This window comes from Pseudomonas sp. SORGH_AS_0199 (genome assembly GCF_031453735.1).
GTDB classification, from domain to species: Bacteria; Pseudomonadota; Gammaproteobacteria; order Pseudomonadales; family Pseudomonadaceae; genus Chryseomonas; species Chryseomonas aestiva.
This window is the reverse complement of record NZ_JAVJAE010000001.1, coordinates 2811971-2838840: the sequence shown is the minus strand read 5'-3', so window position 1 is coordinate 2838840 and position 26870 is coordinate 2811971. Positions and strand designations below refer to the sequence as shown.

Below are 26870 nucleotides of genomic sequence, written 5' to 3'. Positions count from 1 at the left end.
CATGAGCATCATTTCCGCAGGCTGGGGCGCCGGCCCTTCCGCGCGTCACGCCGAACTCTCGGCCCGCTTTCTGCCGCTGTTCCAGCGTATTCGCGCGGGCGCCATAGAACGCGAGGTGCAGCGGCGACTGCCGGTCGAAGAATTGGCCTGGCTGAAGGCGGCCGGTTTCACCGCCTTGCGGTTGCCGGTCGAGCATGGCGGTGCAGGCGTCACCCTGCCGGAATTGTTTGCCCTGCTCATCGAACTGGGCGAGGCCGATTCCAATCTGGTGCAGGCGTTGCGCGGTCACATGGGCTTTGTCGAGGGCTTGCTCAACAGCGATGACCAGGCACGCCGCAGCCGCTGGTTCGCCCGTATCGCCGCGGGTGAAACCCTGGGTCCGGCCTCCAGCGAGGTCGGCGATGCCCGGCGGGCCGAATTCAGTACCCGCGTGCGTCGGGAGGGTGACGCCCTGCTGCTTTCGGGCACCAAGTTCTATACCACGGGTTCGCTCTATGCGGACTGGATCGACGTGGGCGCCACCGATGACGCCGGCAATCGCGTCATGGCGACCATCCGCCGCGACGCTCCCGGCGTAGCGGTGGTGGATGACTGGAATGGCTTCGGCCAGACGCTGACCGCCAGCGGCACGGCCACCTTTACCAACGTGCGGGTAGCGCCTGGGGACGTGGTCACGGTAGGCGAGCGCTTCCGCTATTCGCCGGGCTTCTTCCAAGTCTTCCACCTCGCCAACCTGGCGGGCATGGGGCGGGCCATGAGCAGCGAGGTGGCGGCTGCGGTCGCCGCTCGCACCCGCACCTTCACCATTGGTAATGCCGACCGGGTCAGCCAGGATCCACAGGTATTGGCAGTGGTAGGCCAGGTGCGCAGCGCCGCCTACTGCGCCGGGGTGATCGCCCTGAAGAATGCCGAAGCGCTGCAGCGCGTGCATGACCTCAGGCAGGCGGATGACCAGGCGGCCGAGGATCGCGCGGTGGAACTGGCCGAACTGGAGGTCTGCCAGTCGCTCAATGTGGTTACGGACCTGATCATCGATGCCTCCGGACGCCTCTTCGACGCTCTGGGCGCCTCGGCCACGCTTAGACCGCAGGGACTGGATCGCTTCTGGCGCAATGCCCGTACCCTCGCCTCCCATAATCCGCGCATCTACAAGGATCGCATCGTCGGCGACTTCGCGGTCAACGGCACGCCGCCCCCACCGCAGTGGAAGATCGGCGTCGCCTAGGGGCCGAAGCCGCCGGAAATGCCGACGAGAGCCGCCCTGCCCCGCTGTTCGCCGCCCCCGGCGATGCTTTAAGCTCGCCGGCTTTCCTCCTGGAGCGGTGTCATGGAAAGGTCGCGCAGCAATCGTCAGGCCGTATGGAAGGCTATCAAGGATCCGCGCTTCATCCCCGTTGCCGTGGCGGCGGTGTGCATCGTGCTGTTCTTCGTCCTGGGGCTGGTCGACGTCCTGGGCAACTGATCGCCACGCTGAGACGCTGGCCTATCCCTGCCACGGGATGGGCCATCACAGCGCAGGGCGCGGCCCGTGGGGGCTATTACCTGGATGCTTTTCCCAGGCCAGAGGCCTTGCGCCAGGTTGGCGAGCCGGGAAGCCAGGTGAAGGTATGAACTGCAAAAAGCGCGAAAAGCGGCCTGGAACCAGGCCGCGGAGGACAGCAATCAGCCTTTGCGCTGATTGAGGAAGCGGAAGCAGCCGGCCAGCAGATCATCGAAGCGCCACGGCTTGGGCAGATAGTAGATATCCGGTGCGCGTTCAGGCTGGAGTTCTTCGAAATAACCCGAGGAGACGATGATGGGCAGACCCGGCAGCTGCTGCTTGACGCGACGCGCCAGCTCCAGACCGTCGATGGCACCCGGCATGCGGACATCGGTGATCAGCAGATCCGGCGTCGGACGCGCACTCGACAGGTATTCCCAGGCTTGGTCCGCGGTACCGAAGGTGTGCACCTGAAAGCCTTCGCCTTCGAGCACCTCTTCCATCAGCCCGAGCAACATGTTCTCGTCTTCGACAACCACTACCACTGGCTTCATAAATCCGTCTCGATCTCCGCAGGTCCGCCATCTGACTGGACGTATCTCGTTGGGGCGCGAATTCTACTCCTATCCTGCGTCCGCTGCGCACTCTCCTCTAAGCTTAGACGCGAGGTGCGACATCCTGCCCCACTGATCGACAGAAAAGCCTGCCGGGAGCCGAACAGGTTTTTTCCTGCAGGGGTGGTATTAATTGGCAGAGTATTTTGCCGCTTCCTCGGGGAACCGTGGCGAAGCCCCTCAGTCGGAAAACAGGTATCTCGAAAGGCTTCCCGCGATTCCGCCGCGTCAGCTTTTCAGGATCCCGGGAAGCCGTCTGCCTGAGGAAATGCGTATGACGGCCATCGACTGGACAGGTTGGCTCAACGCCCCCTGGATCACCACGCTGATCGCGGCGGGGGTCGCCCTGCTGATCAGCAGCATCCTCCTGATAGTGGCGTTTGCGGCCATCCGCCGGCTGGCCAATCCCTTTTTGCTGGCGCGCAACCTGGTGAAGCACGCCGAGAAGCCGGCGCGGCTGGCGGTCCCTCTGGTGGTGTTGCAAGGTGTCTGGAATTCCGCACCCGATGCCCTGCCGCTGTTGCGTGCGGTACAGCATCTCACCGGCCTGCTGAGCATCGCTGCCTTCACCTGGCTGGGTCTCAGGGCGGTCAAGGCCGTCGGAGCCACCATCGCCCTGCGCAATCCCGTGGATGTGGTGGACAACCTGCGAGCACGGCGAATCCAGACGCAGAATCGGGTGCTGGTACGCAGCCTCAGCTTCGTCGTGCTGCTGGTAGGTATCGCCCTGATGCTGATGACTTTTCCCGCGGTTCGCCAGGTGGGCGCGAGCCTGCTCGCCTCCGCTGGTGTCGCCGGCCTGGTCGCGGGTATCGCCGCGCGCCCGGTACTGGGCAATCTCATCGCCGGTCTGCAGATCGCCGTGACGCAGCCGATCCGGCTCGACGACGTGGTCATCGTCGAAGGGGAATGGGGCCGGGTGGAAGAGATCACCGGCACCTATGTGGTGGTCCGCATCTGGGACGACCGTCGCCTGGTGGTTCCCCTGCAGTACTTCATCGAGACCCCCTTCCAGAACTGGACGCGCTCCTCGTCCAGCCTGATCGGATCAGTCTTCATATGGGTTGACTATTCCCTGCCCCTGGCGCCGATCCGCACCGAATTGGAACGCGCCTGTGCCGAGGTGCCCCATTTATGGGACGAGCGTGTCTGTGTGCTGCAGGTGACCGATGCGTCCCATGATTCGATCCAGATCCGGGTGCTGGTGAGCTCCGGCGATTCCTCGAAGAACTGGGACCTGCGCTGCTTCGTGCGGGAACGGCTGATCACCTACATCAATCGTGAGTTCCCCCTCTGCCTGCCCAAGCTGCGAACCGAACTGGGACGTCGCGATGTGCTTCCCACACCACAATCCGACGAAAGGCACGAACCGGTCGTACGCCAGCCAGAAGTCTGATTTATCGGCTAATTGTCTCGATCAGGCAGCCTTTAAGCGGTTCACCTGCAGCTTATTTCTTAGCGCACCAAGAGTGAGCGCCAGCTTTCGGGCATGTATTTGGCAATACGAAGCAGGACCGCAACATTCGAGCAGGAAACTTGTGACGTTGTCCGAGAGTCAGTGCGAGAGCAATCTGGAATTCCGCGAAGCAGTTCTCGCCCAAATCCAGACATCTCAGAAGAGATGACCGGCAAAAAGGCTGTAGCAGCTCGGCTGTAGGCGTTTTTGAACCAGGAGCATCGAGCTTCAGGAAGAAGCAATCAGGTAAACCTCAGTCTCGAACTTGCTGCATTGGGAGCGCACCATGGCAAATGCCGTCGTGGGGAAATTTGGGGCTCTGGAGCCCGTTGAAACTGCCACTCTTTCCACCAGATCCAGCTCTCCTCGCAAGCGCACGGATGAGCCTCAGCTGACGCTGAGCTCCGTCGTCGAAAGCCGCAAACGTATCCTCTTCGTGACCCCGGAAATTTCCGACTTCGTCAAGGCCGGTGGCCTGGGCGAGGTTTCGGGCGCCCTGCCGCGCGCCCTCGCCGCCTCCCATGACGTCCGGGTGCTGATCCCCGGCTACCGTCAGGTGATGGCCGCGATCAAGGACCGTGTGCAGATGGTCGGCCGCATCGCCGCCCGTGCCGCCATGCCCGCCTGTGACATCGGTCGCGTCAATCTGGACGACGGGCTGGTCGTCTATGTATTGATCTGTCCCGAGCTGTACGAGCGCTCGGGCAATCCCTACGGCGACCTGAACGGCGCCGACTGGGCCGACAACCACATCCGTTTCGGTCGTCTGGCCAGCGCCGCGGCCGACTTCGCCCTGGGCGACGCCTCGATTCGCTGGGTGCCGGACCTGCTGCACCTCAACGACTGGCAGACCGGCCTCGCTGCTGGCTACCTGCGTTGGAAGGGTGCCAGCACCCCTTGCCTTACCACCATCCACAACCTGGCCTACCAGGGCCTGTTTCCCGCCTCGGTCATGGCCGACCTGGATATCCCCCCCCATGCCTTCCAGATGGAAGGCCTCGAGTTCTGGGGCAAGGTTTCCTTTCTCAAGGCGGGCCTGGTCTATGCCGACCACATCACCACGGTCAGCCACACCTATGCCCACGAGATCACCACGCCCGAATTCGGCTGCGGCCTGGAAGGGCTGCTGCAGGTCAAGGCGCGGGAAGGCAAGCTGACCGGTCTGCTCAATGGCATCGACGATGGCTGGAGCGCCTGCAGCGATCCGCATCTGTGCCAGCAGTTCCACGAATCCGACTGGGACGGCAAGGCGGTCAACGCGGCTCGCATCCGCGAGGAATTCGGTCTCGAGCCGTCCAATGGCCCGCTGTTCGCCGTGGTCTCGCGGCTGGTCCAGCAGAAAGGCATCGATCTGACCATCCAGGCCGCCGATCACATCGTCGCCCGTGGCGGCCAGCTGATGATAATCGGTTGCGGCGAGCCGCACATCGAGCGTCAGGTGCGGGCCCTGGCCCTGCGCTACCCTGGCCGCGTCAGTGCCCACATCGGCTTCTGCGAGACGGAAGCCCGACGCATGTATGCCGGCAGCGACTTCCTGCTGATGCCCTCGCGCTTCGAGCCTTGCGGCCTGAGCCAGATGTACGCCCAGCGCTTCGCCTCCCTGCCGATCGCCACCCGCACCGGCGGTCTGGCCGACAGTATCGAGGACGGCACCACCGGCTTCCTGTTCGCCCCGCTGTCGCTGGAGAACTACATCAGCGCCATCGATCGCGCCCTGGGTGTGTTCGAACGTCAGGACCTGCTGCTGGCCATGCGGCACCGGGCCATGCAGGGCCCGTTCTTCTGGTCCGAATGCGCCAAGCCGTACGCCTCGCTGTACCTCGATCTGCTCCAGGCCACCGCGCATCAGGAGCGTCACGTCGGCGCCTGATGCCCGACGTGGCTACCAAGCGCTTTTCCTTCGCCAAAAGGCCGACGAAAAGCGCTATCCCCGCCCAACTTTGAGCAACTCTCACCGGTCATAACAGCAACTGCGGCCAACTGGGCCGCAGTGTCTTTTCTGCCGTCCGGCTTCGGGAGTTCTCTATCCATGACTGATATTTCGCGCGACGCAGCCGCGGTGACCGGGGGCTATGCCTGGCAAACCCGTGCCGGTGCCACCCTGGTGGGCAAGGACCGCACCCTCTTCCACTTCTGGGCACCCAGCGCCGATGCCGTTTCGGTGGTCCTGGAAGGCGGCATGACCCTTGCCATGGAGGCCGAGCAAGACGGCTGGTTCGCGGTCGAGGCCCAGTGCGGCGCCGGTACCCGTTATCGCTATCAGATCGAGGATCTGCTGGTCCCGGATCCTGCGTCCCGCGCCCAGGCCGGCGACGTGCACGAGCCAAGCATCGTCATCGACCCTACCACCTATCACTGGCAAAGCGTCGAGTGGCAGGGTCGCCCCTGGCACGAAAGCGTCATCTACGAAGTGCATGTCGGCACCCTGGGTGGCTTTTCCGGTGTCGAGAAGCTGGTACCCCGCCTGGCCGCGCTGGGCGTCACCGCCATCGAACTGATGCCGCTGTCGGAATTTCCCGGTGATCGCAACTGGGGCTATGACGGCGTCCTGCCCTATGCGGTGGAAGCCTCCTACGGTACCCCGGACGATCTCAAGTCGCTGATCGACACCGCCCACGGCCATGGCGTCATGGTCTACCTGGACGTGGTCTACAACCACTTCGGGCCGGACGGCAACTACCTGCACGCCTACGCCGAGCGCTTCTTTCGCGAAGACATCCATACACCCTGGGGCGCCGCCATCGATTTCCGTCAGGACGCCGTGCGCCGCTACTTCATCGACAACGCCTTGATGTGGCTGATGGAGTACCGCTTCGATGGCCTGAGATTCGATGCGGTCCATGCCATCAACGACAAGGGCTTCCTCGAAGAGATGGCCGAGGAGATCCGCAGCACCGTCGAGCCGGGTCGCCACATCCACCTGATGCTGGAGAACGAAGACAACACCGCCACCCTGCTGGGCGGCAAGCACTACGACGCGCAGTGGGCGGACGACTGGCACAACGTCATCCATCCCATGCTGACCGACGAGAACGAAGGCTACTACCAGGACTTCACCGAGGACGCCACGGCCAAGCTGGTGCGCTGCCTGGGCGAAGGCTTCATTTACCAGGGCGAGCAGACCCGCCACGGCAAGGCCCGCGGTGAACCCAGCAAGGACCTGCCGGCCTCGGCCTTCGTCATCTTCCTGCAGAACCACGACCAGGTCGGCAACCGCGCCTTCGGTGAACGCCTGACCCGTCTGGCACCGGAGCCGGCGCTGAAGGCCGCCACGGCGCTCTTGCTGCTCAGTCCGATGATTCCGCTGCTGTTCATTGGCGAGGAATGGGGCAGCCGTCAGCCCTTCCTGTTCTTCACCAGTCACAACGATGAGCTGGCCGAACTGGTCCGCGATGGTCGCCGTAACGAGTTCAAGGACTTCGATTTCTTCACCAGTGAAGAGCATCGCCAGCAGATCCCCGATCCGAACGCGCCCAAGACCTTCGAGGACTCCAAGCCCAATTTCGGCGAAGCCGATCAGCCCGATCACGCTGCCTGGCTGGGGCTGTACCGCGAGCTGCTGGAGATCCGCCACCGCGAACTCTTCCCGCGTCTGGAAGGGGCGCGTCCCGCAGGCGCCGAAGCCCTGGCCGACCGCGCCGTGCGCGCGCGCTGGAGCCTCGCCGACGGCAGCCGCCTGACCATCGAACTCAATCTGAGCGACAAGGCCGTACAGCTGGACGAGGCGCCTCAGGGCGAGTTGCTGCACAGCAGCGACGCTGCAGCAACGCCTGCCCGTCAGGACGGCACGCTGACCGCGCATTCGGCACTGGTCTGGCTGGAGAAAAAGGCATGAGTGGCGATCGTCTGGAACAACTGGCCGAGGCCGCCGGCATCGCCATCGAATGGACCGCCTACGACGGCCAGCGCCAACGCGTAAGCCCGGAGGCGCTGCGCAATCTGCTCAAGGCCATCGAATTGCCGGCGGACAGTGACGCCGATATCGACGCCAGCCTGCGCAAGCTGGCCGAGGTGGGTGACAAGCACCACTTGCCGCCGCTCATCACCGCGGTGGTCGATAAACCGGTCGGTGCGCCGGACCAGTTCAAGCGCGGTGTCCGCTACCAGGTACAGCTGGAAGGCGGCGAGCGTCTGGACGGCCAGGTCGACGACCGCGGACAGCTGGCGCCGATCAGCGCCGCCGGTTATCACCAGGCCGAGGTCGATGGCGAAGCCCTGACCCTGGCCGTCGCGCCGGAACGCTGCTTCACCATCGCCGACGCCACCGGCAATGAACAGGCCCGTCTCTGGGGTCTGGCCGTGCAGCTCTACAGCCTCAGACGCGAAGGGGGCAGCGGCGCCGGCGATCTCCAGGGCCTGGTGCACTTCGCCAAGGCCGCCGGCGACAAAGGCGCCGACGCCCTGGCCATCAGCCCCTTGCACGCCATGTTCAGCGCCGATGGCAGCCGCTACAGCCCCTACTCGCCATCGAGTCGGGTGTTCTTCAATGTGCTCTATGCCGCGCCGGAGCTGGTCCTGGGTGCCGAGTCCGTACGCCAGGCCATGCAGCGCGCCGGTCTGCAGGCGGAAGCCGAGCGTCTGGAGCAGCTGGAGCTGATCGATTGGCCGGCGCTGGCCAAGCTGCGCCTGCGCCTGTTGCGCACCCTGCACCTGGATTTCCGCACCGCCGGCGGCGAGCTGCGGGAGCGTTTCGAGGCCTTCCGCCGCGACGGTGGCGAGGCGCTGGAAAACCATTGTCGCTTCGAAGCCCTGCATGCCTCCTTCACCCAGGGGCGCTGCCTCGCCGAGCTGGCAGCATTGGCCGCAGCAGTATCGCGACCCCAGGAACCCGGCCGTGGCCGAATTCGCCGAACGCCATGCCCAGGACGTGGAGTTCTACGCCTTCACCCAATGGCTGGCCAGCGAAGGACTGTCCGCGGCCCAGGCACAGTGCCGCGACGCGGGCATGAAGATCGGCCTGATCGCCGATATCGCCGTGGGCGCGGATGGTGGTGGCAGCCAGGCCTGGAGTCGGCAGGAAGAGTTGCTGGCCTCGGTCACCGTGGGTTGCCCACCGGACCTGCTCAACCAGAAAGGCCAGGGCTGGGGCATTTCCGCCTTCTCGCCCACCGGCATGGTCAAGCATGGCTTCCGCGCCTTCATCGAGATGCTCAGGGCTAACTTCGCCCATGCCGGCGGTGTGCGCATTGACCACGTAATGGGCCTGCAACGCCTCTGGCTGGTGCCCGAGGGCGCTTCGCCGGCCGACGGTGCCTATCTCTCCTACCCCATCGACGACCTGCTGCGACTGGTCGCCCTGGAATCCTGGCGTCATCGCTGCGTGGTCATGGGTGAAGACCTGGGGACGGTGCCCGAAGGCTTCCGCGAACGCCTGGCCGAGCGCGCCATCATGGGCATGCAGGTGCTGCTGTTCGAGCGAGATGGCAAGGCCTTCAAGCCCGCTGCGCAATGGTCGGACACAGCCATGGGCATGCCCACCACCCATGACCTGCCGACCCTTACCGGTTGGTGGCAGGGCCGCGATGCCGACTGGCAGGAGGAGCTGGGGCTGCTGCCCGATGGCACCTCGCGCCAGGACCGCCTCGACGAGCGGGCCGAGGATCGCCAATACCTGGCCAAGGTGCTGGAACTGGACGACCCCCGGGAAAGCAATGTCGAACAGGCGGTCGATGCCGCCATCGCCTTCATCGGCCGCACCCCGGCACCGCTGATCATCCTGCCGGTGGAAGACGCCCTGGGCCAGCTGGAGCAGGCCAACCTGCCCGGCACCACCAACCAACACCCCAATTGGCTGCGCCGCTGGGACGACCCGGCCGAGCGCCTGCTGAACGCTGCTACCCCTAAACGACGCCTGAGCGTGCTGAGCACTGCGCGTAATAATCCGGAGAACACTCGATGAGTCGCTTGCGCGCTACCGTACGCCTGCAGTTCCACAAGGACTTCACCTTCGACGATGCCCTGCCCCTGGTGGACTACTACGCTAAGCTGGGTATCAGCCACGTCTACGCCTCGCCCATCACCACCGCTCGCGCCGGCTCCGTGCACGGCTACGACGTGGTGGATCCGACCCGGGTCAACCCGGAGCTGGGCGGCGAAGACGCGCTGCGGCGCCTGGTCGCCCGCCTGCGTGAGCACGGCATGGGGCTGATCGCCGACTTCGTGCCCAACCACACCAACGTGGGCGGTTCGGAAAATGCCTGGTGGCTGGATATTCTCGAATGGGGTCGTCAGAGCCGCTATGCCGGCTTCTACGACATCAACTGGTACGGCCCGGACCCGGATCTGCAGGGCCAGGTGCTGCTGCCCTTCCTCGGTGACGCCTATGGCAACGTGCTGCAGGCCGGCGACCTCAAGCTGGTGTTCGACGCCGAGCAAGGCGCCTTCCGCGTGGAGTACTACGCCCACCACTTCCCCATCAACCCAGGCACCTATGGCCAGATCCTGCGCGAGAGCGACCTGCCCCAACTGAGCCTCTTCGCGGATGCCTTCTCGGCACGTGCCAAGGATCTGGACGAAGCCCGCGGCGCCCAGCGCCAGCTGGCGGATGCCGCCAGGGATCCCGCTGTGGCAGCGGCCATCGAGAAGGCGGTCGCCGCCTTCGATGGCAGCCAGCCGGCCAACCAGGAACGCCTGCATGCCCTGCTGGAGAGTCAGCATTATCGCCTGGCCAGCTGGCGCACCGCATCGGACGACATCAACTGGCGGCGCTTCTTCGACATCACCGAACTCGGCGGCCTGCGCATGGAGCGCCACGAGGTGTTCGAGGAGACCCATTCGCTGATCTTCCGCCTGATCAGCGAAGGCCTGCTCGACGGCCTGCGCCTGGATCACATCGACGGCCTGGCCAATCCCCGTGCCTATTGCCGCAAGCTGCGCCGTCGGGTGGACGACCTTTGCGCCAGCCGCACCGGTGGCGCGCCGGAAGATGGCTTCCCCATCTATATCGAGAAGATCCTGGCGGACGGCGAGCAGTTGCGCGAAGGCTGGGGCATCGATGGCACGACCGGCTACGAGTTCATGAACGAGGTCTCGGCGGTGCAGCATGCGGCCAGCGGCGAAACACCGCTCCGCCGGTTCTGGGCCGAGCGGACCGGTCGTACCGAGGACTTCCTCGAAGAGGTACGGGAAGCACGGCGTCTGGTTCTCACCGGCGCGCTGTCCAGCGAATTCGAATCGGCCGTGCACACCCTGCACCTGCTCGCCCAACAGGACTGGCGTACCCGCGACACCAGTCAGGGCGCCATCCGCCGGGTGCTGCTGGAGCTGATCGTGCAGTTCAAGGTCTATCGCACCTATGCCGGCGCGGCGGGTTTCGTCGGTGCCGATGCCCAGTGGTTCGATACCGCGCTGGAGGCCGCCCGCCCCCATGTCAGCGAAGCAGAACAGCCGCTACTGGAGCAACTGCGCGCCTGGCTGGGTGGTGATGCCCCGCGGCACAAGCCCGTGGGCAGCGTGGCACGTCGCGAACAGCGCCGGGCGATCACCAAGTTCCAGCAGCTCACTTCGCCCATTGCTGCCAAGGCCGTGGAAGACACCGCCTGCTATCGCTCCGCACCGCTGCTGTCGCGCAATGACGTGGGTTTCGATCCGCAGCATTTCGCCCAGCCGGTCAGTGCCTTCCACCAGGCCAGCGGTTGGCGCGCTGAACACTTCCCGCGCAACATGCTCACCACCGCGACCCACGACCACAAGCGTGGCGAGGACACCCGCGCTCGCCTGGCGGTGGTCTCGGAACGTCCGGATGCCTACATCGCCCAGGCCACCCGCTGGATGCAGCAGGCCGCCCCGCTGCGCGGCCAGTGGAACGACGCCCCGGCGCCGACGCCGGGCGATGAACTCATGCTCTACCAGACCCTGCTCGCCAGCTGGCCACTGCATCTGCAGGCCGATGACCGGCAGGGTCTGGAGGCCTATCTGGAGCGTCTGCTGCAGTGGCAGGAAAAGGCCCTGCGCGAGGAGAAGCTGGAGTCCGATTGGTGGGCTCCGAACGGGGACTACGAAGCGGCCTGCAAGGCCTTTCTGGAAGGTCTGCTCACCGACGATCAGTACCGCGGCCTGCGCAGCGAGATCGTCACTGCGGTACAGGAACTGGCGCCAGCAGGTGCCCTGAACGGCCTGGTGCAGATGCTACTGCGCAATACCGCGCCCGGCGTGCCCGACCTCTACCAGGGTGGTGAATTCTGGGACTTCAGCCTGGTGGAGCCCGACAACCGTCGCGCCGTGGACTACGCCCCGCGGCAGCAGGCGCTGACCAGGCACGCCTCGGTCGATGCTGCTCTGGATGCCTGGCAGAACGGCGAGATCAAGCAGCAGGTACTGGCTGCCGTATTGCAACTGCGCAAGCAGCGGCCGCAACTGTTCACCGAAGGTGACTATCTGCCCCTGAGCGTAGTGGGTGCCCACGCCGATCAGGTGCTGGCCTTTGCCCGTACCTGGGAACAACAGGCAGTGATCGTCATCGTGCCGGTGCATGCCTCCGAACTGCTGGAGAACAACGGAAAACTGCAATTTTCCGCGGAGGCTTGGCAGGACACCCGGATAAAACTTCCCGAAACCTTGTCCATGTACCGTTTTGGGGAAACTTTTGCCCCGGCATCTGTCCATGACCAGAAGAAAGAGCTTTCTGTCGGCGAGGTTCTGGCACGTTTTCCGCTTGGATTGCTCAGCACACAAGACATCACTCAAGGAGCCGCACCGCAATGACCCAAAAAGACGAACGCATCCAGCAGCTCGCCTATCAGATCTGGGAGTCCGAAGGACGGCCGGCTCACGAACATGATCGCCACTGGGAGATGGCGACCCGACTGTACGAAGCCGAACAGGAAGGCGTGGCCAAGAAGACCGCGGCCAAGAAGCCTCGCGCGACCAAGGCTGCAGCCAGCGCGGAAAAGCCTGTTACTAGCAAGGCCGGCACCACCGGCAAGACCAAGAGTGGCAGCGAGAAGGCCGCTACCGAAGACGCGGCTGCCGGTGAGTCCGTGACCGAGAAGGTCGAGTCGGCCGCCAAGAAGGTTGCCAGCAAGGTCAAGCAGGCGGTCAAGCCCAGTGCAGGCAAGACCGGTGCGAGCAAGGCCCCGGCCAGCAAGGCAAAGGCTGACGCCAACGTCGAGGCCACCGGCGTAGGTGTGGCACCAGCCACGCCCAAGAAGCCGCGCGCTTCCCGTGCCAAGGCGGCCACGGCCAAGCCTGCCGCCACCGAGTGATGTGATGTTCCGGCCTGGCCGTTCGGCCAGGCCTTCCCCTGCCGCCTCGCTGCGGCGTTCGCGTTACCGCTGTTCTCCTGATTTTTCCAGAAAAAACAACGCTTTGTCGGTTCGCCATCAGGGCCCGGAACTGCGCTGCGTCGGGCCTTTCATATACAGGTAGCCGGATCTGTATCGATTCAGCCACCGGCAGGTATTGAGAGCCGAGTCAGAGCTACTTCCTTCCTAGCTATCCCCGAGAGCGTCGAAATGACATCAACCGATTCCAACAAGCCCTTAACCGAAGCGACCGCGTTCATCAGCAAGTCCAAGTCTCGTGTTCGTGAAGGCCTGCCCTATCCCCTGGGCGCTACCTGGGACGGCTCCGGCGTGAACTTCGCCATCTTTTCCGCCAACGCCACCAAGATAGAACTCTGTCTCTTCGACGACGAAGGCAAGGAAGAAATCGAACGCATCGAGCTGCCGGAATTCACCAACGAGATCTGGCACGGCTACCTGCCCGATGCCCGTCCCGGCACGCTCTACGGTTACCGCGTACACGGCCCCTATGAGCCGCAGAATGGCCATCGCTTCAACCACAACAAGCTGCTGATCGATCCCTACGCCAAGCAGATCGTCGGTGAGCTGGAGTGGAACGATGCCCTGTTCGGCTACACCATCGGCCATGCCGATGGCGACCTGTCTTTCGACGAGCGCGACAGCGCCCCCTTCATGCCGCGCTGCCGGGTGATCGACCCGGCCTTCACCTGGGGCAACACCACCCATCCGCGTGTCCCGCGTGACCGCACCGTGTTCTACGAGACCCATGTCCGCGGCTACACCATGCAGCACCCGGCAGTGCCCGAGAACGCCCGGGGCACCTTCTCCGGCCTGCAGGAAAGCGAAGTCATCGATTACATCAAGTCGCTCGGCGTGACCTCCGTCGAGCTGATGCCGATCCACTACTTCCTCGATGACAACCACCTGCTGGAAAAGGGCCTGAGAAACTTCTGGGGCTACAACACCCTGGCCTTCTTCGCCCCGCACTCGCGCTACATGGCCAGCCAGTCCATCGGCGAATTCAAGGTGATGGTCGCGCGTATGCACAATGCCGGCCTCGAGGTCATCCTCGACGTGGTCTACAACCACACCGCCGAAGGCAACGAGATGGGCCCGACCCTCTCGCTGAAGGGCATCGACAACGCCAATTACTACCGCCTGATGCCCGATGATGCGCGTTACTACATCAACGATACCGGTACCGGCAACACCCTGAACATGAGCCACCCCTGCGTGCTGCAGATGGTCACCGACTCGCTGCGCTACTGGGCGACCGAGATGGGCGTGGACGGCTTCCGCTTCGATCTGGCCACCATCCTGGGCCGCGAGCCGGACGGCTTCGACGAAGGCGGCGGTTTCCTGCATGCCTGCCGTCAGGATCCCATCCTGGCCGAGACCAAGCTCATCGCCGAACCCTGGGACTGCGGCCCCGGCGGCTATCAGGTCGGCAACTTCCCACCCGGCTGGATGGAGTGGAACGATACCTTCCGCGACACCGCGCGTGCCTTCTGGAAGGGTGACGAAGACAAGATCGGCGATTTCGCGAAGATCCTGCTGGGCTCCGGCGACAAGTTCAACCGTCGCGGTCGCAAGCCCTACTCGTCCGTGAACTTCGTGACCGCCCACGATGGCTTCACCCTGGCCGATACCGTGTCGTACAACGACAAGCACAACGAGGCCAATGGCGAAGGCAACAACGACGGCCACTCCCATAACCTGTCGTGGAACTGCGGTGTCGAGGGTGAGACCGACGATCCGGAGATCATCGAACTGCGCTATCGGCAGATGCGCAACCTGCTGGCGACCCTCTTCCTCTCCCAAGGCACGCCCATGCTGCTGGCCGGGGACGAGTTCGCGCGTACCCAGGGCGGCAACAACAACGGCTACTGCCAGGACAGCGAGATCGGCTGGGTCAACTGGGAGATCAGCGAAAAGAGCGCCGAACTGCAGGAGTACGTGCGCAACCTGATCGACCTGCGTCGCCGCTATCCGCTGCTGCGTCGTAGCCGCTTCTTCACCGGTGCCTACAACGAAGAACTGGGCGTCAAGGATGTCACCTGGCTGCAGCCCGGCGGCACCGAGATGGGCGACGAGCAATGGCAGGACGGCAGCAACAAGTGCATGGGCATCCTGCTCGATGGCCGTGCCCAGCCGACCGGCATTCGTCGCAAGGGCGCGGATACCTCGCTGCTGATTCTGGTCAATGCTCATTATGACGTGGTGGATTTCACCCTGCCGGAAGTCCCCATGGGCGAGCATTGGTCCCTGCAGCTGGATACCAATCAGCCTGACCTGGATGCCGGCGACGTCTTCAATTTCGGAGACACCTATCAGGTCACCGGACGCTCGGTATTGCTGTTCGAGCTGACCCAGACCAAGCGGAGGAAGCGCCAGGCATGACGAACGCGCAACAGGGTTTTTCGTTCAAGGTCCTGACCATCAACACGCACAAGGGCTTCACGTCCTTCAACCGCAAGTTCATCTTGCCGGAATTGCGCGAGGCGGTGCGGACGGTGTCAGCGGACATTGTCTTCTTGCAGGAGGTATTGGGTACCCACGAAAAGCACCCGTTGCGCTTCGAGAACTGGCCGGCGGCGCCGCAGTACGAGTTCCTGGCCGATTCGATGTGGACCGACTTCGCCTACGGGCGAAATGCGGTCTACCCGGACGGCCATCACGGTAATGCGGTGCTGTCGAAGTTTCCCATCGTCAGTTACGACAACTTCGACATTTCCATCGCCGGTCCGGAAAAGCGCGGGATGCTGCATTGCGTCCTGCGTATCCCGGATCAGGCCGTGGATCTGCACGTCATCTGCGTGCATCTGGGCCTGCGCGAGAAACATCGCCAGATGCAGATGCAGCTGATCTGCGAACACATCAATTCCCTGCCCAGCGATGCCCCCGTCGTGGTGGCAGGGGACTTCAACGACTGGCGTCAGAAGGCCAATGACATCCTTGGCCAGGGCGCGGGACTCGAAGAGGTGTTCATGAAGACCGCGGGGCGCCTGCCCAAGACCTTCCCGGCCAAGCGACCCCTGCTCTGCCTGGATCGCATCTACACGCGCAACGTCAGCGTCGGGCGCCCACAGGTGCTGGGCAATCAGCCATGGTCGCACCTGTCCGACCATGCGCCCCTGGCTGCGGACTTCCATCTATGAATTTCGAATGGCGGGACGGAAACCGCATCGCCTTGCTGGAAAACGGCGAGGACTTCTTTCCACGGGTCTTCGAGGCGATCCGCGCGGCCGAGCGCGAGGTCATCATCGAGACCTTCATCCTCTTCCACGACAAGGTCGGCAAAGCCTTGCAGAAAGAGCTGGTCGCGGCGGCCAAGCGTGGTGTCCAGGTGGACATCACCGTGGACGCCTACGGCTCGCCCGATCTGCCACGCGACTTCATCGATGAAATGGTGCATGCCGGCGTACGGTTCCGCTATTACGATCCGCGCCCCCTGGTCATGGGCATGAGGACCAATCTCTTCCGCCGCCTGCATCGCAAGATCGTGGTGGTGGACGCCCGCCTAGGGTTCATCGGCGGCATCAACTACTCCGCCGAGCACCTGGGCGACTTCGGACCCGAAGCCAAGCAGGATTACGCCGTCGAGGTCGAAGGCCCCATCGTCGATGACATCCACCGTTTCGCGCGGGACGCCATCAACTCCCCCGAGGAAACCCACCGCTGGTGGGGCAAGCGCTCGCAGAAGCCGGCCGACAACCGCAATCCCGGCAATGCCCAGGTGCTGCTGGTGTTCCGCGACAACGACGAGCATCGCGCCGACATCGAAAAGCACTACCTGGAGATGCTGCGCAATGCCAAGCGCGAGGTGGTGATCGCCAACGCCTACTTCTTCCCCGGCTATCGGCTGCTCAGGGAAATGCGCAATGCGGCGCAGCGGGGCGTCCGCGTGGTGCTGATCGTGCAGGGCGAACCGGACATGGCCATCGTCAAGGTCGGCGCGCAGATGCTCTACAACTACCTAGTCAAGGCCGGGGTGGAGATCTACGAATATTGCCTGCGGCCCCTGCACGGCAAGGTGGCGACCATGGACGAGCACTGGTCCACCGTGGGTTCGAGCAATCTCGACCCCCTGAGTCTCTCGCTGAACCTCGAATGCAACCTGATCTTCCATGACCACGTCTTCAACCGTGAATTGCGCGGTCGCCTGGAAACCCTGATCCAGAATCACTGCGAGCACGTCGACAGCAGCAAGGTACCCAAGCGCACCTACTGGCACCTGGCCAAGACGATGCTGGTCTTTCACTTCCTGCGCCACTTCCCCGCCTGGGTTGGCTGGCTGCCCGGCCATACCCCCAAGATCGAATTGGTGAGTCCACCGGTGCAGCCCGAACTCGAAACCCAGGATCGGGTCGATTCCTCGATTTCAAGGTATCCCCAACGATGAGCAGCCACAGCGACGCCCTGGATCATACCGACGACGAGGACGACCAGCAGGCTGCCGACAAGCCGCAGAATGGTCGCTGGGTGCTGGCGAAGAAGATCCTCACCTGGGTCTTCCTGATCGCGGTGGTGGTGCTGCTGGTGATCTATGCCCGCAAGGTCGACTGGGGCGAGGTCTGGAAGGTCTTCACCGGCTACAAGTGGACGACGCTGGCCATGGCCGGCGGCCTGGTGGTGCTGTCGTACGTCATGTATGGCTGCTATGACCTGATCGGGCGGGCCTATTGCGGGCACAAGCTGGTCAAGCGCCAGGTGTTCCTCGTCTCCTTCATCTGCTACGCCTTCACCCTAACCCTGAGCACCTGGGTCGGCGGCATCGGCATGAGATACCGTCTCTATTCCCGCCTGGGACTTTCCAGCGGCACCATCACCCGCATCTTTTCCCTGAGCATCGCCACCAACTGGCTCGGCTATATCCTGCTGGCCGGTGGCATCTTCGTCAGCGGCGTGGTGGACATGCCGCCCAATTGGTTCGTCGGCGATACCACCCTGCGGCTGATCGGCTTCGGCCTGCTGGCCTTCATCGTCTTCTACCTGGGCGTTTGTGCCTTCGCCAAGCAGCGCGAATGGACGGTGCGCAAGCAGCGCCTCGCCCTGCCCTCGCTGCGCATGGCCTGCCTGCAGCTGCTGGTCTCCTCCATCAACTGGATGGCCATGGCGGCCATCGTCTACCTGTTTCTCGGCCGCCAGGTGGACTATCTGCATGTACTGGGCGTGCTGCTGCTCTCCAGCATTGCCATGGTCATCGTGCATATCCCGGCTGGCGTCGGGGTGCTGGAGACGGTGTTCATCGCCCTGCTGGCCAATGACGGCCTCTCCCAGGGCAAGATCATCGCTGCGCTGCTCGGCTACCGGACGCTGTATTTCATCCTGCCGCTGCTGATCGCGGCCGTGCTCTACTTCGCCCTGGAAAGCCGGGCCAAGAAGCTCAAGGTCAGCAATGACCGACGCGAAGAGCGCAAGCAGCAGGAAAAGCACGCGACCTGAAGCAGTCTTACCGGTTGTTTGGCTGGTGCATGGAGATCAGCCGGTAGAACAGGACCCGCCCGCCTTCGGTGGCGGGCCCTTCCCCATCACGCAAGCGGGCACCGGCCTTGAAGTACAGGTGATGGCTGCCCCAGGCGCTGTCCAGTTGCAGACCCAGGTCACCGTTGCGCGACCCGGCGCCGTAGGCGCGGACGGTGAGCACGCCACTGCGGGCCAGCTTGATATCATAGCTGAAGCGGCTGTTGAGGGGCAGGCGCTCCAGCAGGATGACCTCCTTGGGGCTGTCACTGGGGCTTTCCCGCAACCGGGCGATCAACTGGCCCTGGGGGGTCTGTCCCTTGCCGGTCGCAGGGCTCTCCACGCGATAGATGAGTTGCAACAGCGCCTGGGGTGCTTCCGGCACGGCGGTCTGGTCCTCGATCTGGCTGATGATGACCTCGGGGCGTGAAGGCACCTGTTGCACCACGGCTTCAGCCTGCAGCAGGGCATCCCCTTCGCGGTATTTCCACGCATAGGCACTGCCGTCCGGGCGCGTCTCACGCAGCTCCGTGGCGGGATAGGTGTTGAAGGGTTGCGGTGTACCGGTAACCGGGACCCAGAACACCAGCGATCCCCCCTCGCCACGCGCGAGATAGGGGCTGCGAAAGCCGCTGCTGTTGAGTTCGGCGGTCTGTACCTGAGCCACGGGCATGGGTACGGGAACCGTCAGATTCCATTCGGCGAGATCGATCATGGTGTTCTCGGTTGCCAGATGCCTGACAAGCATCGCCCAGAACGGGGATGCCTGTCAGCGGAACGCGCCCCTGATGGGGCGCTCCCGGATCAGCCCTGCGGCTTGAACACCAGCAGACCCAGCGGCGGCACTTGCAGATTCAGCGAGGCCGGCTGGCCATGGGCGCCGATTTCCTCGGCCGTTACCCCGCCGCCGTTGCCCAGGTTGGAACCACCGTAGCGCTCGGCATCGCTGTTGAAGATCTCCTGCCAATGGCCCAGCGACGGCACGCCCACCCGGTAGTCGTGACGCGGTACCGGAGTGAAGTTGGCGACTACCAGCAGCGGTCGCTGCTGGGCGTCCTTGCGCAGCCAGGCGAAGACGCTGTTGCCATTGTCGTCGCCGACCACCCAGTCGAAGCCTTCGGGCAGGTGATCGCGCTCGTGCAGGGCCGGTTCGTGACGATAGAGCTGGTTGAGATCGGCCAGCAGCTGCTGCACGCCCCGGTGGGTACCGTGCTCCAGCAGGAACCAGTCCAGCTCGCGATCATGACTCCACTCGCGCCATTGGCCGAATTCGCAGCCCATGAACAGCAGCTTCTTGCCCGGATGGGTCCACATGAAGCTCAGGTAGGTGCGCAGATTGGCAAATTTCTGCCAGACGTCGCCCGGCATCTTCTCGATCATCGAGCCCTTGCCGTGCACCACCTCGTCGTGGGAGATGGGCAGCATGAAACGCTCTGACCAGGCATACACCAGGCCGAAGGTCATCTGGTGGTGATGGTACTGGCGATAGACCGGATCCTCTTCCACATAGTGCAGGGTGTCGTTCATCCAGCCCATGTTCCACTTGAAGTCGAAACCCAGGCCGCCTTCGCTGACCGGCGCACTGACGCCCGGCCAGGAGGTGGATTCCTCGGCGATCACCAGGGCACCCGGCGCTTCCTCGTGGACCACCTCGTTGAGATGACGCAGGAAGGCGATGGTTTCCAGGTTCTCGCGACCACCATGGATGTTGGGGATCCACTCGCCGTGCTTGCGCGAGTAGTCGCGGTAGAGCATGGAGGCCACGGCATCCACGCGCAGACCATCGATATGGAAGTGCTTGAGCCAGTGCATGGCCGACGCCAGCATGAAGCCGTGCACCTCATGGCGCCCCAGGTTGTAGATGTAGGTGTTCCAATCCTGGTGGAAGCCCTCGTAGGGGTGCTCGTATTCGTACAGCGCGGTGCCATCGAAGCGGGCCAGGCCGTGTTCGTCGGTCGGGAAATGCGCCGGTACCCAGTCGAGAATGACGCCGATGTCGGCCTGGTGGCAGGCGTCAACGAAGGCGGCGAAATCCGCCGGGGTGCCGAAGCGCGAGGTAGGCGCGAACTGGCCCAGGGGCTGGTAGCCCCAGGAGCCGCTGAAGGGATGCTCCATGATCGGCAACAGTTCGATATGGGTGAAGCCCATCTCGCGGATGTAGGGAATCAGGCGCTCGGCCAGTTCGCGCCAGTTGTACTGGCGCCCCTCGTCACCGCCTTCACGGCGCCAGGACCCGGCGTGCAGTTCGTAGACCGAGATGGGCGCTTCCACACCCTGCAGCTCGCGACGGCGAGCCATCCAGTCCTGGTCGTGCCAGGTGAAGGGCTTGTTGTCGGCCACCACCGAGGCGGTGCGCGGCGGCAATTCCGCGGCCAGGGCGATGGGATCGGCCTTGAGCGGCAACACGCCGTGCTGGCCGAGAATCTCGTACTTGTAGGCCGTGCCCACCGGCAGACGCGGCACGAAGAGCTCCCAGACACCGCTGTTGGCGCGCAGGCGCATGGGCAGACGGCGCCCGTCCCAGCTGTTGAAGTCGCCGACCACCGAGACGCGCCGGGCATTGGGCGCCCAGACCGCGAAGCGCACGCCCTCCACGCCGTCGACCTGGCAGCGCTGGGCGCCAAAGGTCTCGCCGAGATTGCGGTGGCGGCCTTCGTTGAACAGGTAGAGGTCGGTTTCTCCCAGCAGCAGCCCGAAGGAATAGGGATCCTCGGTCTCCTGCACGCCGCTGGGCCAGCGGATGACCAGCTTGTAGGGCGCGGCGTAGTAGAGCCGCGCGACGAACAGCCCGGGCACCCGCCCGGGTTGCATCTGGGCCAGCGACCGACCGCTGACGCGATCGACCAGCTCTGCGCCCAGGGCATTGGGCAGGAAGGCGCGGACGATCAGGCCCTCGCCATCGGGATGGGGACCGAGCACGGCGAAGGGATTGCCGTGCTCGCCACGGGCCAGGGACTCGGCCTCGGCAGCCGAGAGCCGGAGGTCGTCCAGCGGAGCGACAGGAACGGTGTTGTGATCGGTCATGCGCGGGCTCCGGACAAAAGGGTCTCGACGATGGCGGCAACGCCCCGTAGCGGGATGTTGATCCAGGTGGGTCGGTTGGCAGCCTCGTAGCCTATCTCATAGACCGCCTTCTCCAGGCTGTAGAGATCCAGCGCCGCCTGCTCGCCCCGCTCGCTCCACTGGTGGCCGATGTCGGCCGCCGCAGCGCGATAGCCTTCGAGGAAGGCCGCGTAGGAAGCGTTGCGATAGGTCTCTGCTGCCTTGGCACGCAATTGCAGGTGCTCTTCCGAGGTATCCGCGCCGGCGTTGCTCGACTGGGTGACCATGGCCGCCGCGTAGTCGAAGGAGCGCAGTACCCCGGCGACGTCCTTGTGCGGACCGTACTTGCCGCGACGTTCTTCCAACGACCGTGCCGGCTCGCCTTCGAAGTCGATGAGGATGGCGTCGTCCTGGGCCACCAGCACCTGACCCAGGTGCAGATCGCCGTGGACGCGGATACGCAGACCGCCCTCGACATCGGCCGCCAGGGCCTCGATGCGCTTGGCCAGGGCTTCGCGCTTGCCGACCAGGCCCTGCAGCAGGGACTTGCCAGTGGCGTCGAGCTGATCGCCCATGCCCTGCAGGGTATCCAGGGCGTTGTCCACCTGGAGGCGAACGCGATGCGCCAGGTCCTTGGCCGCCTGGGCGTCCACGGTTTCGGGAGCGAAGGCCGCATCCTCGGTGGGCTGCGCCAGCACGAGATGCATCTCGCCCAGACGCTTGCCCAGCACGCCGGCGAAGGCCGTCAGATCGCCCATGGCGGTGAATTCGTTCTCCACGTCGGAGATGCCGCCGCTGAGCAGGTCACGGGTGACGCGATCCAGACCGTCGAGGCTCCAGGTCCAGGCATCACCCTGGTTGTGGATGTGCTGCTGGACCAGCATCAGCACGTGCGGCGTGCCGTCCGCCGCGATGCGCTGGGCGACGGCATGGGTCGCGGCGATGTTGGCGAACCCGGCCTGGGCCAGGTAGCGTCCCATCTCCACTTCCGGGTGGATACCCGGCGCCACCTTGCGGATCAGTTTGAGCATCAGGTGGTCGCCGACGATCAGCGAACTGTTGGACTGCTCGACGCCCAGGTGCTTGATCTCGATGTCCGGATCCAGTGCGAAGTCCTCAGCCTGGTCGTAGACCTCGAAACTCAGGTCCCCGGCAGGGGACGCCAGCCTGGCACCCTTGCGGAAGGCATCGAAGACGCCGTGCACGAAGCTGGTCAGGGCGAAGGCGTCGGTCACCAGGCCCACTCGCCGCACGTGACGGATGCGGGAAAGCGCCAGCTGGGTGGCCAGCGGGCTGCAATGCTGGTCCTCCTCGGCAAGGAAGCCCAGGGGCAAGGCATAGCGTTCTTCACCCTTGGCATTGGTCACCACCACCTCGCTGAACATCACCGGCAGTTTGGGCGTGTTGATCTGCACGGCATAGTCCAGCCGCACACCAGTGATGGCCTCGTCCTTGGAACCGAACCAGCGACGCTTGGGCAGATAGACCGGCAGCACCTCTTCGAAGATGCGGCGCGGCTCGCCGTCCAGCAGTTCCTGCAGATTGCGCTTGATGACCACCGTCTGGTAGTCGGGCATCGGTGCCGGCGGCTCGGTGTGCCAGGCGGGCATCTGCTCGTTGCCGGCCAGGTAGAACCAGTAGAAGCCATAGGGCGGCAGGGTCAGCATGTAGGGCAGCTGGCCGATGGGCGGGAAGGCGCTGCCACCGATCATTTCCACCGGTACCTGGCCGGCGAAGCTGGACAGGTCCAGTTCTACCGCCTGGGCAGCGCGGGAGACGTTGGCCACGCAGAGGATGGTCTCGTGCTCGCCCTGGGCATTGGTGAAGTCGCGCAGGTAGGCCAGGATGCGTCTGTTGGTAGGCGACAGCATCTTCAGGGTGCCGCGACCGAAGGCCTTCTGCTGCTTGCGCACGGCCAGCATGCGCCGCGTCCAGTTGAGCAGCGAATGGGGATCGCGCGACTGGGCCTCGACGTTGATCGCCTGGTAGCCGTAGAGCGGGTCCATGATCGAGGGCAGCACCAGGCTGGCCGGGTCGGCCCGGGAGAAGCCGCCGTTGCGGTCGACCGACCACTGCATCGGCGTCCGCACGCCATCGCGATCGCCCAGGTGGATGTTGTCACCCATGCCGATTTCGTCGCCGTAATACATCGTCGGGGTACCGGGCATCGACAGCAGCAGGCTGTTGAGCAGCTCGATACGCCGGCGATCGCGTTCCAGCAGGGGCGCCAGGCGGCGACGGATGCCGAGGTTGATGCGCGCACGGCGATCCGAGGCGTAGTAGTTCCAGAGATAGTCCCGCTCGCGGTCGGTCACCATCTCCAGGGTCAGTTCATCATGGTTGCGCAGGAAGATCGACCACTGGCAGTTGGCCGGGATCTCCGGCGTCTGGCGCAGGATATCGGTGATGGGGAAGCGGTCTTCCTGGGCGATGGCCATGTACATGCGCGGCATCAGCGGAAAGTGGAAGGCCATGTGGCATTCGTCGCCATCGCCGAAATACAGCTGGGTGTCTTCCGGCCACTGGTTGGCCTCGGCCAGCAGCATGCGGTCGGGATAGTTGGCGTCGATCTCGGCGCGAATCTCCTTGAGCACCACGTGGGTCTCGGGAAGGTTCTCGTTGTTGGTACCGTCGCGCTCCACCAGATAGGGAATGGCGTCCAGGCGCAGGCCGTCGACACCCAGATCCAGCCAGTACCTCATGATCGAGATGACAGCCTTCATGACCTGGGGATTGTCGAAGTTGAGGTCCGGCTGGTGGGAATAGAAGCGGTGCCAGAAGTACTGGCCGGCGACCGGGTCCCAGGTCCAGTTGGACTTCTCGGTGTCGAGAAAGATGATGCGGGTGCCATCGTACTTCTGGTCGTCGTCGGACCAGACGTAGAAGTTGCGCGCCGCCGAGCCCTTCTTGGCGCGCCGGGCGCGCTGGAACCAGGGGTGCTGGTCGGAAGTGTGGTTGATGACCAGCTCGGTGATCACCCGCAGGCCACGGGCATGGGCCTCGGCGATGAAACGCTTGGCATCGGCCATGGTGCCGTAGTCGGGATGGATCCCGCGGTACTCGGCGATGTCGTAGCCGTCGTCGCGCCGCGGCGAAGGGTAGAAAGGCAGCAGCCAGATGGTGTTGACGCCCAGGCTGGCGATGTAGTCCAGCTTGTCGATCAGGCCGGGGAAGTCGCCGATGCCATCGTTGTTGGAGTCGAAGAACGACTTCACGTGCACCTGGTAGATGATCGCATCCTTGTACCAGAGCGGGTCGTCGATGAAGGCGGCGGGTTTGCGGGAGCGAGCTTTATTGGGTTTTGCCATGTCGTCAGGTCCTTAACAGGGCGTCTGAAGCGTATGCGTGCACCGGTCGTCCAGGCCGTCCGGCGATGATGACGGCAGGAACCAGGCACTCGGGGAGCTGTCCCCGAGCAGCCTGACGCGCGCCGCCCGAGGTATCGCTAGTGACCCGCCTGGATGCGCCAGATGCCGAAGGGCATCGACGGCTCCAGCCGTGTCCACTGAGTCTTGCCGTGCCAGGCCCAGCGGTGCCCGGTCATCAGGTCTTCGCCGTAGGTGGTGGCGTGATCGTCGAGGCCCAGCTCCCACAGCGGCAATTCGAAGTGGCCCTCCTGGGCATTGAAGGGATCCAGGTTGATCGCCACCAGGATGAAGTTGCCCAGATCGTCGGTGCGCTTGCCGAAGTAGAGGATCTGGTCGTTCCAGCAGGTATAGGCCTTCAGGCCCAGATGGGTTTGCAGCGCGGGGTTCTGCCGGCGGATGCGATTGAGCTGGGCGATCTCGCCCATGATGTTGCCCGGCGCATAGAAGTCGCGCGGCCGCAGCTCGTATTTCTCCGAATCCAGGTACTCCTCCTTGCCCGGCGTGAGCGGCGCGCCCTCGCAGAGCTCGAAGCCTGCGTACATGCCCCAGAGGCCGGAGCCCATGGTGGCCAGTGCCGCGCGGATCAGGAAACCGGGGCGGCCACTGGTCTGCAGGAAGGCCGGGTTGATGTCCGGCGTGTTGACGAAGAAATTCGGCCGGTAGCAGTCGCGCAGGGGCGCTTCGTTGAGCTCGGTGAAATACTCGGTCAGCTCGGCCTTGGTGTTACGCCAGGTGAAGTAGGTGTAGCTCTGGCTGTAGCCCACCTTGCCCAGGCGCGCCATCATCGCCGGCTTGGTGAAGGCCTCGGCGAGGAACATGACGTCGGCGTCGCGGCCGCGGATATCGGCGATCAGCCACTCCCAGAAGGGCAGCGGCTTGGTGTGGGGGTTGTCGACGCGGAAGATCTTCACGCCCTGCTCCACCCAGTGCCAGACCACATCACGCAACGCCAGCCACAGGTCCGGCACGGCGTCCTGGGCATAGAAGTCCACGTTGACGATGTCCTGGTACTTCTTCGGCGGATTCTCCGCGTAGCGCATGGAGCCGTCCGGGCGCCAGGAGAACCAGCCCGGATGCTCCTTGAGCCACGGATGGTCGGGCGAGCACTGGATGGCGAAGTCCAGGGCGATCTCCAGGCCGTGATCGGCGGCGGCGGCCACCAGGGCACGGAAGTCGTCCAGGGTACCCAGCTCGGGATGCACGGCATCGTGACCACCGTCCGGGCTGCCGATGGCATAGGGGCTGCCCGGCTGATCGGCGCCGGCGCCCAGGGTGTTGTTCTTGCCCTTGCGATGGGCCAGGCCGATCGGGTGGATCGGCGGGAAGTACAGCACATCGAAGCCCATGTCGCGCACGCGCGGCAATTCGCCGATCACGTTGCGGAAGGTGCCATGGCGATGGGGATCATCGGTGATGGAACGGGGAAAGAGTTCGTACCAGCTGGCGAATTCGGCGCGCAGGCGCTCGATGTCCAGCGGATATTCGATGCTATGGGTCAGGTGGGCATAGGCGTCCACCGGGGTCATGGCCTGGCTCGCCTCGCCCGCCAGCAGCACGGCGACCTTGTCACCTTCGCTACCGGCCTGGTCCAGGCGCTGCAGCAGAGCCTCGAGCGGGCCGCGCTGCTCGCCTTCGGCGCGGGACAGCGCCTGCTCGACGTGGAGACGGCCTTCCTGCAATTCCAAGTTCAGCCCGACGCCCGCGGCGTACTTCTTCTCGATCTCGTAGCGGTAGGTGCCCCAGACATCCCACCAGGCCTGGACCACGAATTCATAGCGGCCCACGGCTGGCGGCGTGAAGCGTCCACGCCAGAGGTCATTGGTCTCGAGCGTCAGCGGGGTCTGTTGCCAGTTCTCTTCGCCCTCCTGACGCCAGAGCACACTGGCAGCCAGCTTGTCGTGGCCATCGGCGAAGATCTTGGCGGTCACTTCGACCACCCGCCCGGCGATGCCCTTGGCGGGAAACTGGCCATTGTCCACGGCCGGCGTGACCGCCTCTATGGCGATGCGCGGGGTCTGGGCAGCGGTAGCGGGATCAAGGGAAAGGGTGGAAAAAGAACCGGGGAGATCGGTGTTCGACATCGAGCCTGACTCCATCTTGGGACGCGTGAAAGGCCGCAACGCGCTAGCGCTGCGACCTTGGTCATGAACCCGCTACTGCTTGGCTTACCGCCAAAGAGGCCCGGCTGGCCGAACCCCTGAAGGG

Annotated in this window: 16 protein-coding genes and 1 pseudogene; 12 read left to right on the top strand and 5 right to left on the bottom strand. The window is 64.4% G+C overall.

Annotated features, from left to right (window positions below; all coding sequences use genetic code 11):
* Position 1 precedes the first annotated feature (1 nt).
* Both QE444_RS13370 and QE444_RS13365 read left to right on the top strand, forming a co-directional pair.
* Positions 2-1225, top strand: coding sequence for an acyl-CoA dehydrogenase family protein (locus QE444_RS13370; protein ID WP_187979192.1), 1224 nt, complete (start codon positions 2-4; stop codon positions 1223-1225).
* A gap of 102 nt (positions 1226-1327) precedes the next feature.
* Positions 1328-1462 (top strand): hypothetical protein, encoded by a 135-nt coding sequence (locus QE444_RS13365; RefSeq protein ID WP_256664572.1) that lies wholly within the window; start codon positions 1328-1330, stop codon positions 1460-1462.
* Positions 1463-1662: 200 nt separating this feature from the next.
* Here QE444_RS13365 and QE444_RS13360 read toward each other — a convergent pair whose 3' ends face one another.
* On the bottom strand, positions 1663-2034 hold the full coding sequence (locus tag QE444_RS13360) for a response regulator (protein ID WP_027599241.1): 372 nt from the start codon (positions 2032-2034) through the stop codon (positions 1663-1665).
* Between the two features lie 334 nt (positions 2035-2368).
* Between QE444_RS13360 and QE444_RS13355 the strand changes: the two genes are divergently transcribed.
* From QE444_RS13355 to QE444_RS13310, 10 genes and pseudogenes are all read left to right on the top strand, one after another.
* Positions 2369-3490: a mechanosensitive ion channel family protein gene (locus QE444_RS13355; RefSeq protein WP_273861613.1), complete on the top strand. Its 1122-nt coding sequence runs from the start codon at positions 2369-2371 to the stop codon at positions 3488-3490.
* A gap of 346 nt (positions 3491-3836) precedes the next feature.
* Entirely contained in the window at positions 3837-5420 is a 1584-nt protein-coding gene (gene glgA / locus QE444_RS13350) for a glycogen synthase GlgA (protein WP_273861614.1), read from the top strand.
* 159 nt (positions 5421-5579) lie between these two features.
* A complete protein-coding gene (gene treZ / locus QE444_RS13345) occupies positions 5580-7385 on the top strand; it encodes a malto-oligosyltrehalose trehalohydrolase (protein ID WP_309739033.1) in 1806 nt (601 codons plus the stop codon).
* Positions 7382-9449: pseudogene (gene malQ, locus QE444_RS13340) on the top strand (4-alpha-glucanotransferase). The gene treZ and the pseudogene malQ overlap by 4 nt, the downstream one beginning before the upstream one ends.
* Positions 9446-12253 (top strand): malto-oligosyltrehalose synthase, encoded by a 2808-nt coding sequence (gene treY, locus QE444_RS13335; protein WP_309739031.1) that lies wholly within the window; start codon positions 9446-9448, stop codon positions 12251-12253. The pseudogene malQ and the gene treY overlap by 4 nt, the downstream one beginning before the upstream one ends.
* Positions 12250-12753, top strand: coding sequence for a DUF2934 domain-containing protein (locus QE444_RS13330; protein ID WP_285386631.1), 504 nt, complete (start codon positions 12250-12252; stop codon positions 12751-12753). The genes treY and QE444_RS13330 overlap by 4 nt, the downstream gene beginning before the upstream one ends.
* A 249-nt stretch (positions 12754-13002) precedes the next feature.
* Positions 13003-15192 (top strand): glycogen debranching protein GlgX, encoded by a 2190-nt coding sequence (gene glgX / locus QE444_RS13325; protein WP_252977116.1) that lies wholly within the window; start codon positions 13003-13005, stop codon positions 15190-15192.
* Positions 15189-15950, top strand: a complete 762-nt coding sequence (locus QE444_RS13320) for an endonuclease/exonuclease/phosphatase family protein (protein WP_133861799.1) — start codon at positions 15189-15191, stop codon at positions 15948-15950. The genes glgX and QE444_RS13320 overlap by 4 nt, the downstream gene beginning before the upstream one ends.
* Positions 15947-17194: a cardiolipin synthase ClsB gene (clsB, locus tag QE444_RS13315; RefSeq protein WP_309739025.1), complete on the top strand. Its 1248-nt coding sequence runs from the start codon at positions 15947-15949 to the stop codon at positions 17192-17194. Before QE444_RS13320 ends, clsB begins: the two co-directional genes overlap by 4 nt.
* Positions 17191-18237, top strand: a complete 1047-nt coding sequence (locus QE444_RS13310; protein WP_309739023.1) for a YbhN family protein — start codon at positions 17191-17193, stop codon at positions 18235-18237. The genes clsB and QE444_RS13310 overlap by 4 nt, the downstream gene beginning before the upstream one ends.
* Before the next feature lie 7 nt (positions 18238-18244).
* Here the strand turns inward: QE444_RS13310 and QE444_RS13305 are convergent, their stop codons facing one another.
* The 4 genes from QE444_RS13305 to QE444_RS13290 form a co-directional block, all read right to left on the bottom strand.
* On the bottom strand, positions 18245-18970 hold the full coding sequence (locus tag QE444_RS13305) for a polysaccharide lyase family 7 protein (RefSeq protein ID WP_309739021.1): 726 nt from the start codon (positions 18968-18970) through the stop codon (positions 18245-18247).
* Positions 18971-19059: 89 nt separating this feature from the next.
* On the bottom strand, positions 19060-21279 hold the full coding sequence (glgB, locus tag QE444_RS13300; protein WP_309739019.1) for a 1,4-alpha-glucan branching protein GlgB: 2220 nt from the start codon (positions 21277-21279) through the stop codon (positions 19060-19062).
* Complete coding sequence (treS, locus tag QE444_RS13295; protein WP_133861804.1) at positions 21276-24605, bottom strand: maltose alpha-D-glucosyltransferase; 3330 nt, start codon at positions 24603-24605, stop codon at positions 21276-21278. Before treS ends, glgB begins: the two co-directional genes overlap by 4 nt.
* Before the next feature lie 137 nt (positions 24606-24742).
* Positions 24743-26746 (bottom strand): alpha-1,4-glucan--maltose-1-phosphate maltosyltransferase, encoded by a 2004-nt coding sequence (locus QE444_RS13290; protein ID WP_309739015.1) that lies wholly within the window; start codon positions 26744-26746, stop codon positions 24743-24745.
* Positions 26747-26870 lie beyond the last annotated feature (124 nt).